At 71.1% G+C, this 14,015-nt stretch carries 13 protein-coding genes; 1 reads left to right on the top strand and 12 read right to left on the bottom strand.

The features are described 5' to 3' along the window. The 11 genes from AWZ10_RS27620 to AWZ10_RS27570 all read right to left on the bottom strand — a co-directional run. A partial coding sequence (locus AWZ10_RS27620; RefSeq protein WP_159058356.1) for a glycosyltransferase family 87 protein occupies positions 1-594 on the bottom strand: 594 nt, incomplete at its 3' end. Continuing rightward, on the bottom strand, positions 591-1,979 hold the full coding sequence (gene mptB / locus AWZ10_RS27615) for a polyprenol phosphomannose-dependent alpha 1,6 mannosyltransferase MptB (RefSeq protein WP_060892319.1): 1,389 nt from the start codon (positions 1,977-1,979) through the stop codon (positions 591-593). The genes mptB and AWZ10_RS27620, both read right to left, overlap by 4 nt. Before the next feature lie 210 nt (positions 1,980-2,189). Continuing rightward, the gene (locus tag AWZ10_RS27610; protein ID WP_060892316.1) at positions 2,190-3,110 is read right to left on the bottom strand and encodes a glutaminase; all 921 of its coding nucleotides are present in this window, start codon (positions 3,108-3,110) and stop codon (positions 2,190-2,192) included. Continuing rightward, positions 3,110-4,522, bottom strand: a complete 1,413-nt coding sequence (gene aspA / locus AWZ10_RS27605; protein ID WP_060892315.1) for an aspartate ammonia-lyase — start codon at positions 4,520-4,522, stop codon at positions 3,110-3,112. Before aspA ends, AWZ10_RS27610 begins: the two co-directional genes overlap by 1 nt. Positions 4,523-4,905: 383 nt before the next feature. Next, positions 4,906-5,949: an asparaginase gene (locus tag AWZ10_RS27600; protein WP_060892314.1), complete on the bottom strand. Its 1,044-nt coding sequence runs from the start codon at positions 5,947-5,949 to the stop codon at positions 4,906-4,908. Positions 5,950-5,957: 8 nt separating this feature from the next. Then, positions 5,958-7,406, bottom strand: coding sequence for an amino acid permease (locus AWZ10_RS27595; RefSeq protein WP_046709012.1), 1,449 nt, complete (start codon positions 7,404-7,406; stop codon positions 5,958-5,960). Beyond that, positions 7,403-8,134: a FadR/GntR family transcriptional regulator gene (locus AWZ10_RS27590; RefSeq protein ID WP_078935705.1), complete on the bottom strand. Its 732-nt coding sequence runs from the start codon at positions 8,132-8,134 to the stop codon at positions 7,403-7,405. The genes AWZ10_RS27595 and AWZ10_RS27590 overlap by 4 nt, the downstream gene beginning before the upstream one ends. Positions 8,135-8,241: 107 nt before the next feature. Then, positions 8,242-9,075: an undecaprenyl-diphosphate phosphatase gene (locus tag AWZ10_RS27585; protein WP_060892313.1), complete on the bottom strand. Its 834-nt coding sequence runs from the start codon at positions 9,073-9,075 to the stop codon at positions 8,242-8,244. A 131-nt stretch (positions 9,076-9,206) separates the two neighbouring features. Beyond that, positions 9,207-9,581 (bottom strand): fluoride efflux transporter CrcB, encoded by a 375-nt coding sequence (gene crcB, locus AWZ10_RS27580; protein WP_060892312.1) that lies wholly within the window; start codon positions 9,579-9,581, stop codon positions 9,207-9,209. Next, positions 9,578-10,105: a fluoride efflux transporter CrcB gene (crcB, locus tag AWZ10_RS27575; RefSeq protein WP_079104455.1), complete on the bottom strand. Its 528-nt coding sequence runs from the start codon at positions 10,103-10,105 to the stop codon at positions 9,578-9,580. The genes crcB (AWZ10_RS27580) and crcB (AWZ10_RS27575) overlap by 4 nt, the downstream gene beginning before the upstream one ends. Positions 10,106-10,333: 228 nt before the next feature. Then, positions 10,334-11,320, bottom strand: a complete 987-nt coding sequence (locus AWZ10_RS27570) for an SMP-30/gluconolactonase/LRE family protein (protein ID WP_046709014.1) — start codon at positions 11,318-11,320, stop codon at positions 10,334-10,336. A gap of 112 nt (positions 11,321-11,432) precedes the next feature. On the opposite strand from AWZ10_RS27570, the gene AWZ10_RS27565 reads away from it, so the two are divergent. Then, the gene (locus AWZ10_RS27565; protein WP_046709008.1) at positions 11,433-12,269 is read left to right on the top strand and encodes an ATP-grasp domain-containing protein; all 837 of its coding nucleotides are present in this window, start codon (positions 11,433-11,435) and stop codon (positions 12,267-12,269) included. 54 nt (positions 12,270-12,323) lie between these two features. Here the strand turns inward: AWZ10_RS27565 and AWZ10_RS27560 are convergent, their stop codons facing one another. Beyond that, a complete protein-coding gene (locus AWZ10_RS27560) occupies positions 12,324-13,892 on the bottom strand; it encodes a glycoside hydrolase family 53 protein (protein ID WP_046709007.1) in 1,569 nt (522 codons plus the stop codon). Between the last annotated feature and the right edge of the window lie 123 nt (positions 13,893-14,015).

Raw genomic sequence — 14,015 nt, 5'->3', positions numbered from 1 at the left:
CCGGGCGAGCCGGAGCAGCCCGATGAAGATCGCGGGCGTCAGCTTGACCGCCGCCGCCAGGCCGATGCCCACACCCGCCCAGCGGCCCCGGCCGGTGGCCAGCAGCCGGGCGTCGGCGAGCACCAGGGCCAGCAGCAGGAGGTTCACCTGGCCGAAGCTGAAGGTGTCCCGCAGCGGTTCGAACAGGGCGAGCGCGCAGAGGGCGAGGGAGGTGCCGAACCAGCCGTAGCGGCGCAGGAGAGGCCCCACCAGCACGTACAGGACGGCTGCGAGCGCCACCAGGTCGAGCGCGAGGCACAGCACGATCGCGGTGCGCAGCCCGACCAGCGCCATCGGCAGCATGGCGACGGCCGCGAACGGCGGATAGGTGAACCCGTAGGTCGTGCCCGGCACCAGATAGTCGTAGATGCGGCCGTCGTGGTGGACCCAGGTGTCGATGGCGCCGTGGTAGACGCGCAGGTCGAACCAGTCGCGCAGCAGCGGGACGGTCGCGGTGAAGACGGTGACGGCGGCGGCCGCGCCCAGGACGAGGAGGACGCGGGCACGGTCGGTGCGCGGCGGGAACCACCGCCGGCGGGTACGGGTTTCGCTCATGCCGTGCGCTCCAGGGCCGGCGCCCGCGAGGCCTGTTCGGCCTGCCACAGCACGACCACCGCGAGCACTCCCCCGCACACCGCCAGAACGACCTGCGCGGTGTCCGCCGGATCACCGCTCGGCAGGACGGCGAGCGCGAGCATCCCGCTGGCGACCGCGACCCGCCGCTGCACCAGGACGCTCCGGGCGGCCGCTGCGATGAGGAACAGGCCCCACAGGGCGTACCAGGGACGGATCGCTGGGCCCAGCGCGGCCACGGCGGCCAGGCTGAGGCCCAGCGCGTACACCGGTCCGGGTCTCAGCCGGAGCCATACGAACAGGACGACGGCGAGGGTCAGCAGGAGTCCGGCCGCGCGCCAGGCCGGGAGTGCGAGCGGGGCCAGGTCGCTGCCGAGGCCGTGGAGCAGGGTGCCGGTGGCGCGGCCGAGGACGCTGGTGGGCGACCAGTTCTGCGGGGACACGGGGGTGCGCAGGGCGGCGATCCAGCCGTATCCCGTGCCGGCCAGGGCGGTCACGGCCGCCGTGGTGGCCGTCGCGACGGCCAGCGCTGTCACGGTCGTCCGGACCCGTCCGGTACGGCCGCGCATCATGACCAACGCAGCCAGGCCGAGTGCGGCGGGCGCCTTGACCAGGGCGGCGAGGGTGACGAGGACGACGCCGAGGAGGTACCAGCGGCCCCGCGCGAGCACCAGCCCGACGCCCAGCAGTCCCAGCATCAGCGCGTCGTTGTGGGCCCCGGCCACGAGGTGCAGGAGCACGAGCGGGTTGAGCGCGCCCAGCCAGACGGCGACGGCCGGGTCGGCTCCGCCGTGCCGGGCGAGGCGGGGCAGCGCCGCGGCCATCAGGGCCACCCCGAGGAGGGCGATCAGACGCATCCCGATGAGACCGGCCGGAATCCGGCCCTCGGTCAGACCGGACAGCCCGGAGGCGACGGCGAGGAAGACGGGGCCGTACGGCGTGGCCGTGTGCCGCCACATCGGTGCGACCTCGTCGGCGAGCGGCCCGCCGAGCCGGGCGGGACCGTGCAGATAGACGTCCATGTGCGCGTCGACCATGGCGCCCTGGGCGAGATAGCTGTACACGTCCCGGCTGAACAGCGGCGGCGCGAGGAGAAGGGGGGCCGCCCAGACGGCCAGCACGAGGAGCAGGGCACGGGGGGCCGGGGGTTCGGGGCCGCGTATCACCTTTCCCAGCAGCGCCCAGGCGGCTATCAGCAGGACGACGCCGAAGTAGACACCGACCAGACCCAGCGCGCCGCGCCCCGAGGTCGGCGACAGCAGCTCCTGAACCGGCAGCGCACCGGCGGTCTCACCTCCCAGGGCGAGAAAGGCGGATCCGGCCAGGCCGAGCGCCTGGCAGCGGCGGAGATCGACGGGGAAAGCGATGGCCAACACTCGGTCAGCGTGTCAACGCCGAGTGGCGCGGAGACGACGCGGCGCCCTCCTGACGGGTACCGGGGCGTGACCCGTGCGCGAACCCGCCCCCACGTTCGCTCCACGGGTCCGGTCCACGGCTTCGGTCCACGGGTTCCGGTCCACGGGTTCGGTCCACGGCTTCGGTGCCGACGGCGACGGCGACGGTGGCGCCGCTGGCCGTCAGAAGACGGACAGTCCCGTCAGGGTCGTGAAGCGCTCCAGCGCCGCCACTCCCGCCACCGAGTTTCCCCGCTCGTCCAGCCCCGGACTCCACACGCAGAGCGTGCAGCGCCCCGGTACGACGGCGATGATGCCGCCACCCACCCCGCTCTTGCCGGGCAGGCCCACACGGTAGGCGAACTCGCCGGCCGCGTCGTACGTGCCGCAGGTGAGCATCACCGCGTTGACCTGCTTCGCCTCACTCCGCGTCAACAGGCGGGTGCCGTCGGCGCGGACGCCGTGGCGGGCGAGGAAGGTGGTGGCGAGGGCGAGGTCGGCGCAGGAGGCGGTGAGGGAACACTGCCGGAAGTACTGGTCGAGGAGGTCCGGTACGGGGTTGTCGATGTTGCCGTACGACGCCATGAAGTGCGCGAGGGCCGCGTTGCGGTCGCCGTGCGCTGACTCGGAGGCGGCGATCTGCGCGTCGAAGTCCAGGTCCGGGTTGCCGCTCTCCGATCGCATGAAGGAGAGCAGCTCGCCGGCCGCGTCACCGGTACGGGTGTGGAGGCGGTCGGTGACGACGAGGGCGCCCGCGTTGATGAACGGGTTGCGCGGGATGCCGTTCTCGTACTCCAGCTGGACCAGGGAGTTGAAGGGGTTGCCCGAGGGCTCGCGGCCCACGTGCTCCCAGAGGTCGTCGCCCTCCCGGGCCAGGTCGAGGGCGAGGGTGAACACCTTGGTGATGGACTGCGTGGAGAACGGCTCCCGCCAGTCCCCCACGCCGTACACCGTGCCGTCCGGCTCCGCGACGGCCATGCCGAAGCGGCGCGGGTCGCGGGCCGCGAGCGCCGGGATGTAGTCGGCGGGCCGGCCGCGGCCCGGGGTCCGTCCGATCTCCTCGGCGATACGTTCCAGCACCGGCTGGAAGGTGGTGGCATCCATCAGGCCGAAGGGGTTCCGTTGCCTGCGAGCACCTCGGGCCGCAGCAGTTCGGCGAGCCGTTCGGCGGGCAGCAGGCCCTTCTCCTGGACGAGTTCGGCCACGCCCCGGCCGGTGGCGAGGGCCTCCTTGGCGATGTCGGTGGCCGCCGTGTAGCCGATGTACGGGTTGAGGGCGGTGACCAGGCCGATGGAGTTCTCCACGCTCGCGCGCAGCGCCTCGGTGTTGGCGGTGATGCCGTCCACGCACCGCTCGGCCAGCGTCAGGCAGGCGGCCCGCAGGTGGGTGATGGACTCCGACAGGGAGTGCAGGATGATCGGCTCGAAGGCGTTGAGCTGGAGCTGTCCGGCCTCGGCGGCCATGGTGATGGTGACGTCGTTGCCGATGACCTCGAAGGCGACCTGGTTGACGACCTCGGGGATCACCGGGTTGACCTTGCCGGGCATGATGGACGAACCGGCCTGCACCGGCGGCAGGTTGATCTCGTTCAGTCCCGCGCGCGGCCCGGAGGACAGCAGCCGCAGGTCGTTGCAGCTCTTGGAGAGCTTCACGGCGATCCGCTTGAGAACGCCCGACATCTGCACGAACGCGCCGCAGTCCTGGGTGGCCTCGACCAGGTTGGCTGCGGTGACCAGCGGCAGCCCGGTGATCTCGGCGAGGTGGCGGCGGGCCGACTCCGCGTATCCGACGGGGGCGTTGAGACCCGTGCCGATGGCGGTGGCGCCCAGGTTGATCTCGTGAACCAGTTCCACGGCCTCCGCCAGGCGGCTGCGGTCCTCGTCCAGCATCACCGCGTACGCCGAGAACTCCTGGCCCAGCGTCATCGGCACCGCGTCCTGCAGCTGTGTGCGGCCCATCTTCAGCACGTCACGGAACTCGACCGCCTTGCGGGCGAACGAGTCCTGGAGCACTGCCATCGCCTTGAGCAGCTCGCGCACCGCGTAGACGGTCGCGATCTTGACGGCGGTCGGGTAGACGTCGTTGGTGGACTGGCCGAGGTTGACGTCCTCGTTGGGGTGCAGGTACTCGTACCGGCCCTTGGTGTGGCCCAGCAGCTCCAGCGCCCGGTTGGCCACGACCTCGTTGGCGTTCATGTTGGTGGAGGTGCCGGCGCCGCCCTGGACGACGTCGACGACGAACTGGTCGTGCAGCTTGCCGTCGCGGATCTCCCGGCAGGCCTCGATGATCGCGGCGGCTTTCGCGGGCGCCAGCAGACCGAGTTCCTCGTTGGCGCGGGCGGCGGCATCCTTGACAGCGGCCAGCGCGTCGATCAGATGGGAGTAGGCGGAGATCGGGGTGCCCGTGATGGGGAAGTTCTCCGTGGCGCGCAGGGTGTGCACGCCCCAGTACGCGTCGGCGGGAACGTCACGGTCTCCGAGCAGATCGTGTTCACTGCGGGTCACTGCGGCGGTCATGACTGGGTGGGCCTTCTTTCGTGACGTGCGGATGGGGCGGCGGCTCTCGCGGATTCGTGTCGCCCCCGCCGCCCCTACCCGTCCCATCCCCAGGGGCGCTGCCCCTTCGCCCCCGCGACGGGCTTGGGTGGGTGGGTGTGGGGACGTGGGGGTGTCTGGGGTGCGTGGGTGGGGGCGGGTTCGATGGGGCTGGTCGCGCAGTTCCCCGCGCCCCTGAAAGGCATGGGGCTGCGCCCCTGCTTTTCGCCCCGAGGGGCCTTCGGCCCTTTCAGGGGCGCGGGGAACTGCGCGAGAAGCCCCACCGGACCCGCGCTGTGGGGGTCGAAGGGGCGCAGCCCCTGGGGATGGGAACGGGTCGGGGCGGCGGGGGTGATCCAAGCTCACTACTGACCCGGCAGTGGATCCAGCGCCCGGACCGGGCCGACCCGGCCGACCGCGCGGCCACCCCCGAGCAGGACCTCACCCGCGAACTCCGCGAGAGCCTCGGGAGCGACGCCCGCCCGTGCCAGCGCGGCCGCGGTCACCGGCACCCTGGCCCGGTTCGCTCCGTCGGCGATCTTCACTGCGACGGCCCGGCCGTCCGGGAGCGCGGCGGCCTGGACGCCCTCGAAGCCGTCCTTGGTGAGCAGTCCGGGCACGGCCCGCATCAGCCCGGCCACGTCGCGTCCCGCGCCGGACGCCATCTCGGCGTGCGCGCGCATGGCGTCGGCGACCGTGCGCTCGGGGGTGCCCTCGGTGGCGGTGGTGATCCGGGCGAGGGCGCGGGCCAGGCCGTGCAGGGAGACGGAGAAGAGGGGGGCGCCGCAGCCGTCGACGGTCACCTGGGCGATGGCCTGTCCGGTGAGGTCCTCGACGATCTCGGCGATGGCCTGCTGCAACGGGTGGGCCGGGTCGAGGTAGTTCTCCAGCGACCAGCCGTTGAGCCGACACGTGTACAGCATGGCCGCGTGCTTGCCGGAGCAGTTCTGCGCGAGACGGGAGGGCTGCCTCCCCTCGCGTATCCACCGGTCCCGGACGGCCGGGTCGTACGGCATGTCGGTGACGTTGCGCAGATCGTCCTCGGTCGCCCCGGCCAGCTCCAGGATCTGCCGGGCCCCGGCGAGGTGGCGGTCCTCGCCGGAGTGGCTGGCCGCGGTCAGGGACAGCAGTGCGCCGTCCAGGGGCAGTCCGGCGCGCAGCATCGCCACGGCCTGGACCGGTTTGAGCGCCGACCGGGGGTAGAACGCCGCCTCGATGTCGCCGAGTTGGAGTTCCACCTCCCCGTCGGCTCCCAGCACCACGACGGAGCCGTAGTGGATGCCCTCGATGACACCTCCGCGTACGAGGTGGGCGACGGGGGCGTGGAGCGGTTCCCGGATCGCGGGGGCCGCGGCCACCGGAGCCGCAGGGATCGCCGCGGCGCCGGTGGTCGTGGGGTCGTACGTCACTGCCTGAATCACTTCTTCACTCCGGCCGACTGCTGGGCGACCCGGCGACGCACGCCGAACCACCCCGCGATCAGCGCCAACACGATGAGGGGGAGGCACAGCACGGTCGTGCGGCCCGCGCCGCCGTCCGCGTACATCAGGACCAGCACCGACGCCAGGAAGAACAGCGTCACCAGCTCGGTCCACGGGGAGCCGGGCAGCCGGTAGCTCGGCCGGGTCAGCTCGCCCTTCTCGGTCTTCTGCCAGAACACCAGGTGACAGATCATGATCATGCCCCAGGTGCAGATGATGCCGATCGCGGCGAAGTTGAGCACGATCTCGAACGCGTCGGCCGGGACCACGAAGTTCAGTCCGACGCCGAGCACACAGATACCGCTGGTGAGCAGGATGCCGCCGTAGGGGACCTGGCTGCGGCTCATCACACCGGTGAACTTCGGGGCGGAGCCCGCGATCGCCATCGAGCGCAGGATGCGGCCGGTGGAGTACAGGCCCGAGTTGAGCGAGGACATGGCCGCCGTCATCACGACGAGGTTCATGATTCCGCCGGCCGCCGGGATGCCGATGTTGGAGAGCACGGTGACGAAGGGGCTCTCGCCGGCCTTGTACGAGGACCAGGGCAGCAGCATCGCAAGGAGCAGGACGGAGCCGACGTAGAACAGGCCGACGCGCCACATGATCGAGTTGATCGCCTTCGGCATGATCTTCTCGGGGTTCTCGGTCTCGCCCGCCGCGACGCCGACCAGTTCGACGGAGGCGTAGGCGAAGACGACGCCCTGGATGATCAGCAGCATGGGCAGCAGGCCGCTGGGGAAGATGCCGCCGTTGTCGGTGATCAGGGACGGGCCGGGGGTGTGACCGTCGACGGGCTGCTGGGTGACCAGCAGGAAGATGCCGATCAGCATGAAGATGACGAGCGCGCTGACCTTGATGATCGCGAACCAGAACTCCAGTTCGCCGAACATCTTCACCGAGATCAGGTTCACGGCGAGGACGACCCCGAGCGCGATGAGCGCGATCACCCACTGGGGGATGTCGGAGAACATGCCCCAGTAGTGGGTGTAGAGGGCGACCGCGGTGATGTCGGCGATACCGGTGGTGGCCCAGTTCAGGAAGTACATCCAGCCGGCCGTGTACGCGCCCTTCTCGCCGAGGAACTCCCGGGCGTAGGACACGAAGGCGCCGGACGAGGGCCGGTAGAGGACCAGTTCGCCGAGGGCGCGGACGACGAGGAAGGCGAAGACTCCGCAGACCGCGTACGCGATGAAGAGGGACGGGCCGGCGTCGGCGAGGCGGCCGCCGGCTCCGAGGAAGAGGCCGGTGCCGATCGCGCCGCCGATGGCGATCATGTTGACGTGGCGGGACTTCAGGGACTTGCTGTAGCCGGCGTCTCCGGCGTCGACGTGCGCCGGGGTCTGTCCGGCCTGTACGACGTCTTTGTCGAGGGACTGCTCGCTCACGTCTCGCGTCCGCCTTCCGTGGAGCTGTCCGTGCGCGGGGAACGCACGATATCGGTGAGGGTGGTCTCGACGCGGTCGAGGTGGTGGGACATGGCCTCCACCGCGTCGTGTTCGGAACCGTCGATCAGCGCCTCGACGATGGCCCGGTGCTCGCGGTTGGACTGCTCGCGCCGGCCCCCCAGCTCGTTGAGGAAGGCCGACTGGCGGGCCAGCGCGTCCCGGATCTCCTCGATCACCCGGCGGAACACCGGGTTCTGGGCGGCCTCGGCCACGGCCAGGTGGAAGAGCGTGTCCATCGCGACCCACGCGGTGGTGTCGGTCTCCCGCTCCATCCGGTCCAGGAGGTGGGCCAGATGGTCCAGGTTCTCCGGGGTGCGACGCACCGCCGCGTACCCGGCGACCGGGATCTCCACGTGCCGGCGCACCTCCAGCAGGTCGCTCGCCGCGTAGTCGCCGAAGGTGGGGTCCTCGACGGCGTTCCCGATCACGAAGGTGCCCTTGCCGGTGCGGGACTGGGTCAGGCCCATCACCTGCAGGGCGCGCAGCGCCTCGCGGAGTACCGGACGGCTCACTTCGAGCTGCCGGCAGAGCTCCGCCTCCGAGGGAAGCTTGTCCCCGATGGCGTACTTGCCGCGCTCGATGGCGTCGCGGAGGTGGGTGAGCACCGCTTCCATGGCGCTGACGCGCCGGGGTGCCGAGCCACCTGTCTGGCTGTCTGACAGGTTCACGGGGGTGATCCTGCGGGTGACGGGAGGGGGCTGTCAAGGGGTCCTGGATTCGATCTTCCAGGTCACGGGCGGTCGTGGATCAGCCAGTGACGCCCGCGGGAACGCCGTCAGCTGAGGCCACCCGCACCGAGCAGCCCGAAGAGGAGGACCCCGACGACGATCCGGTAGGACACGAACACGTTGAAGGAGTGCCTGGTCACGAACTTCAGCAGCCAGGCGATGGAGGCGTACGCGACCGCGAACGAGACGGTGGTGCCGACGATCAGCGGGGCCGCACCCACCCCCGCACCGAGGGCGTCCTTCAGTTCGTAGAGCCCGGCACCGGTGAGGGCCGGGATACCGAGGAAGAAGGAGAGCCGGGTGGCCGCGACCCGGTCGAGGTCGAGCAGCAGCGCGGTGGACATGGTGGCGCCGGAGCGGGAGAAGCCGGGGAAGAGCAAAGCGAGGATCTGCGAACCGCCGACGAGCATCGCGTCCCTGAACCGGGTGTCCTCCTCCGCGCGCCTGCGCCGGCCCACCTGTTCCGCGACCCACATCACAGCGCTGCCGACGATCAGCGAACCGGCCACCACCCACAACGAGGCGAGCGGCCCCTCGATGAGCGACCGGGCGGCCAGCCCGACGACCACGATCGGGATGGTCGCGGCGATCACCCACCACGCGAACCGGTAGTCGCGGTCCTGCCGCTCCGCCGCGTGGAAGAGCCCCCGGAACCAGGCGGAGCCGATCCGAACGATGTCCCCGCGGAAGTAGACGAGCACCGCCGCGATCGCGCCGACCTGGATGACCGCCGAGAACCCGACGACCGCCTTGTCCTCGACCTGGATCCCCATGAGCCCTTCGGCGATCTTCAGATGCCCGGTGGAGGACACAGGCAGGAACTCGGTCACCCCCTCCACCGCTCCGAGGACGACGGCCTGACCGACGGTGATGGCGCTCATGGGGTCCAGTTCTGCTCGGCGAGGGCATGGCTGACGAGGGCATGGCTGAGGTATGGCCGGCCACGGGTCACGGCGGGGCGTGATCGTGCCGGGGGAGGCAGTCGTACTACGGCCGGGTAAGGGTCCGGCGCTCAGGACCAGAGGGCCTGCGCCGCCGCCAGCCCCACGAAGACCGCGCCCAGCCCCGCCGTCACGCTCGCGACCACGTTGGCGGCGGCGTGGAAGCGGGCGCCGCTCCGGGCCAGCAGCAGGGTCTCGTACGAGAAGGTCGAGTACGTGGTGAGCGCCCCGCACAGTCCGGTGCCGAGGAGAAGCTGCAGGTCGGAGGTTGCGGCACCGGCCGTGACGGCGCCGGTGAGGGCGCCGAGGACCAGGGATCCGGTGACGTTGACAGCGAACGTGCCCCAGGGGAGGTCCGTGTCGTGACGCGACTGCACGGCGCGGTCGGTGAGATAGCGCAGGGGCGCGCCGAGCATTCCGCCGACGATGACGAGCACCCAGTTCACGACGACCTCTTACCTTGCTCACGCGTTTCGGTGGGCCTGCTGTGCGAAGGCCCGGTCCGCAGGACCAGACGCGCTGTCGCCGCCGCGAGCCAGACCGCCGTGAGGGCGGCCAGAAGGGTCGCGGCGAGGTAGGCGAGGGCGGTGCCGGGGTGGCCCTCCTCCAACAGGCGCCGGATGTCGACGGCGTACGTCGAGAAGGTGGTGAAGCCGCCCAGTACTCCGGTGCCGAAGAAGGGGCGGACCAGGCGGTGGGCCGCCCATCTCTCCGTGATCGCGATCATGAAGAGTCCGATGACGAAGCAGCCGACGACGTTCACCCAGAACGTGGTCCAGGGAAAGCCGGCCGGGCCCGTGGGCCAGAGGAGGGAGGCGCCGTACCGGGCCGTCGCGCCGGTCCCGCCGCCGACCGCCACGACCGCGACCACGGAGGCCTGGCCGTGCCAGAGGGTCGGTCGGGTCAGGTCGGCTACGGGGGCGTCCGGGGACGGTGAGGCTCCGGGCTCGTCGGGGTGCGGGGCTGGCATGGACCTGCGTCTCCTACTCGCCGGGGCCCGGGTGTCCGCCGGGCGCGCTCCGTCGCAAGCAGGGACCGTTGTCGGCGCCGATGCCGCGGTTCGGGTACGGCGGGCCCCACCGCCGCGCCGCGAGGGGATCGCGGCTGGTCGACAGCGTAACGCGGCCGTCGTACACCGTGCACACGCCCGGCGGCGGAGCAGAACCGCCGAGGCCTCACTCCATGCACGCTCCCGGCGTCAGTCCGCCTTCCCCGGCGACTCGCACACCGCGACCCCCCGCTCCCACAGGCTCCCGAGGATCAGGCGGCCCTCGGCCACGCAGGCGCTGGTGACCATGCGGAAGCGGGAGTGGCGGTCGACGAGGGTGTGCACGACGCGCCCCTCGTCGTCGACCGCCACGACCCCGGCGAACCCCAGGGGGCGGAACGGCGCCCGTACCGCGACCCGGCTCGCGGCACGGCGTACGGCCGGGCCGGTGCGGTGGAGACGGTCGAGGGCGCCGATACGGGGTCCGGCGAGGGCCACCCACATCAACCCCTCCGGATCGCGCCACATGTTGTCGGGCGTGCCCGGCAGATCCTCGGCGAAGGGCTCGCTCGTGCCGGCCCTCGCCCCGGTGAGGTGGACGCGGGTGAGCCGGCGGGCGCCGGTCTCCGCGACCACGAGGAACGACTCGTCGGCGCAGGGCGCGAGGCCGTTGGCGAACTGGAGCCCCTCCAGGACGACTTCGGGCGTACCCTCCCCCGGTGCGAGGCGCAACAGCCGCCCGGTCCCCGTGTGTTCGACGATGTCGCCGATCCACTGCTGGAGGGGGTAACGGCGGCTGGAGACCGTGAAGTAGACCGTTCCGTCGGAGAGGGCCACGGCGTTGCTGCAGAACCGCAGCGGCTCGCCCTGGACCTCGTCGACGAGCACCCGTACCGTGCCGTCGCCGGTCCTGACCCGCAGCAGCCCCCGCTCGGCGTCGCACACCAACAGGTCGCCGTCCGGAAGGAGTTCGAGGCCGAGGGGCCTGCCACCGGTGTCGGCGAGCGTCTCGACCCGCGCCCGCCCCGGCTCCGTGAGCCCGTCCATCCGCAGGACGCGTCCGTCCTCGACGCCGGTCAGCACCCGCCCGCGCCCGTCGACGATCACGTCCTCGGGCCCGCGCCCGCCGATCCCGACGAACGCCGTGGGTACGAGTCCGCCGCCCCGTGAGTCCGTCCTGCCCGCCAAGCCCGTCATGTCCGCCTCCTGGTCGTCCGCCCGATGCCCGCGCCGGTCCATCCTGGCAGGGGGCCGGGCCGTCCCCCGTCACCCCGGGTTAGGTTGGCCGTCACCGACCAGGGAGACCGCCGTGCCCGCCCGCCCCAGCCTGCTGTACGTCACCGACCTCGCCTACCCGGCCCGTGGTCGGCGCTACTGCGACGAGGACATCCTCCTCACCTCCCGACTGCGCACGGACTTCGACCTCGCCCTGTGCCACCCGTTGGACGCGGCGGCGCTGATGGACGGCTTCGACGCCGTCGTGGTCCGCAACAGCGGGCCGGTTCTCCACTACCAGGAGGCGTACGACGCCTTCCGCGAACGGGCGACGGCACTCGGCACCCCCGTCTACAACCCGCTGACCGGCCGGGCCGACATGACCGGCAAGCGGTACCTGCTGGACCTCACCCAGGCGGGGTACCCGGTCATCCCCACGGTCGACCGGCCCGAGGACCGGGGGCGGCTGCCCGACACCGTCTCGTACGCGGTCAAGCCGAAGGCCGGCGCGGACTCGATCGGCCTGCGCTTCGTGAGCGGTGCCGAACTGGCGGGCCTGACCTGGGGTGACATCCTGGTGCAACCACGCGTCGACTTCCGCTACGAGGTGTCCTTCTACTACGTCGACGACGCCTTCCAGTACGCCCTGTACGCGCCCGACCCCGACCGTCGCTGGGTCCTCGAACCCTACGAGGCCTCGGAGGCCGACCTCGCCTTCGCCCGGCGTTTCATCGACTGGAACACCCTCGACCACGGCATCCAGCGCGTGGACGCCTGCCGTACCGGGGACGGGGACCTCCTGCTGGTCGAGCTGGAGGACCTCAATCCGTATCTCTCCCTGGACCGGGTGTCCGAGCAGGTCCAGGACACGTTCGTGGACGCCATGACAGCCTCGCTGCACCGCTTCCTGGACACGACGGTCGCCTCCTGACGGCCGAGGGGGGCCGCACGCCAAGGCGTACGGCCCCTTCACGGACGGGGAGCGCTACCGGTGGCCGAACCACGCCATCGCCGGAAGCGCGTGGTCGTCATAACCGAACAGCGCCTGGTTCTCCCAGCCGTTCCCGGAGGACGAGTCGGTCGGGTCCCAGCCGTTGCCGGTGCGTGCGGTCCAGGTCGACTCCCAGTAGAAGATCCCGAGACCGCGGCCGTTCGGGACGGCCTCGACGATGCTCGCGACGTCCTTCATCCACCGGGTCTGACCGGCGGTCGTGGCCGGGTAGCCGGACACCAGCTCGCTCGACAGGTCGATGATGTTCTCGTGCGAGTCCTCGCTGTCGAGACGGAACGGGTAGGCCGTCTCGGCGAGGAACACCGGCTTGGAGTAGCGGGAGGCCGCGTCGTCCAGCGTGGTCTGGAAGTCGGCGAGGGTGCCGTGCCAGTAGCCGTAGTACGACAGGCCGATGACGTCGAACTTCACGCCGTTCGAGACCGCGCTGTCGAACCACCAGCGGGTGCCGGACAGGTCGCCGCCCTTGGCGAGGTGCAGTGCCACCTGGGTGGAGGAGTTGACCGCCTTGACCGCGTCGTAGCCGGAGTTGAGCAGACCCGCGAGCTGGGACCAGTTGGAGGTGGAGCCGGCGGACCACAGCATGCCGCCGTTGATCTCGTTGCCGACCTGGACCATGTCGGCGGTGGTGCCCTGCGACTTGAGGGCGTTGAGGACGTCGTAGGTGTGGTTGTAGACGTCCGTCCTCAGCTGGCTGTAGGAGTGGCCGGCCCACGAGGACGGCACGGTCTGGGCGCCCGGGTCGGCCCAGGTGTCCGAGTAGTGGAAATCGACCAGCAGCTTCATGCCCTGCGCCTTGATGCGCTTGGCGGCGGCCAGCACGCGTGTCTTGTTGTTGTAGCCGTCGGCGGGGTTCACCCAGACCTTGACGCGCGCGTAGTTCTGTCCGGCGTTCTTGAGGATGGCGAGCGCGTCGCCGGTGGTGCCGGAGCTGTTCTTGTAGACGCCGCCCTTGGCCTCGCTCTTGATGAGCGACGACACGTCGGAACCCTTGACGGTCAGGCCCGTCGTACCGGACGTGAAGGTCAGGTCGTCGACGTTGATCCAGTTACCGGCATTCGCATCGGAGTTGACGCTGATGGTGCACTGGTTGTTCGTCACCGCGATCGAGGTGACGATCCGGATCCAGCCGCCGGCGGAGACCGGGATGTCGGTGCGCTGTTCGGCGCTGCCGCAGTTCTTCAGCGCGAGGTACGCGGAGTTCTGGCCGCCGCCGGAGCGCACCCACGCGGTGAGCTTGTAGTTCCCGTTGGTCAGGCCGGACAGGTACTGGTAGGTCTCCACTTTGTAGGCCGAGGCCGAGTAGTGGGACAGGCGGTAACTGCCGCCGTGGCCACCGGACTCGGTGAAGGAGGCGGAGTTCTGCCCGGCCGCCGAGTACGTCGACCAGCCGGTCGGCGTCGCGGTCCCGGTGCCGTTGGACTCGAAGCCCCCGTTGGTGAGCGTGGAGGCGGCGTGTGCCGACGTGGCGGGCAGGGTGGTGAGCGCCAGGCCTGCGAACAGCGGTATCAGCAGGGCCCTGAGGGCGCGTCTCGCGTGGAACATCGTCGTCCCTTCGACGAAGGTGGGGATCTGGTTGCGCGGTGCTGTGGCGGCGCCACGCCCGAAGGCCGTGGGCGCGACGCCGCCGGTACCGGCCGGATGTCCCCAGAGATCAGGCCGGTGTTC

The sequence above is a fragment of the Streptomyces europaeiscabiei genome, assembly GCF_001550375.1.
GTDB classification, from domain to species: domain Bacteria; phylum Actinomycetota; class Actinomycetes; order Streptomycetales; family Streptomycetaceae; genus Streptomyces; species Streptomyces europaeiscabiei.
Note: the sequence above shows the minus strand (reverse complement) of the source record. Positions and strands in the feature narration are given on the sequence as shown.

Bases quoted from the DNA above. Each gene is read 5' to 3' on its own strand.
- AWZ10_RS27610 (WP_060892316.1), bottom strand. From the start codon at position 3,110: ATGGATGCCACCACCTTCCAGCCGGTGCTGGAACGTATCGCCGAGGAG.
- aspA (WP_060892315.1), bottom strand. From the start codon at position 4,522: ATGACCGCCGCAGTGACCCGCAGTGAACACGATCTGCTCGGAGACCGT.
- AWZ10_RS27585 (WP_060892313.1), bottom strand. From the start codon at position 9,075: ATGAGCGCCATCACCGTCGGTCAGGCCGTCGTCCTCGGAGCGGTGGAG.
- crcB (WP_079104455.1), bottom strand. From the start codon at position 10,105: ATGCCAGCCCCGCACCCCGACGAGCCCGGAGCCTCACCGTCCCCGGAC.
- AWZ10_RS27570 (WP_046709014.1), bottom strand. From the start codon at position 11,320: ATGACGGGCTTGGCGGGCAGGACGGACTCACGGGGCGGCGGACTCGTA.
- AWZ10_RS27560 (WP_046709007.1), bottom strand. From the start codon at position 13,892: ATGTTCCACGCGAGACGCGCCCTCAGGGCCCTGCTGATACCGCTGTTC.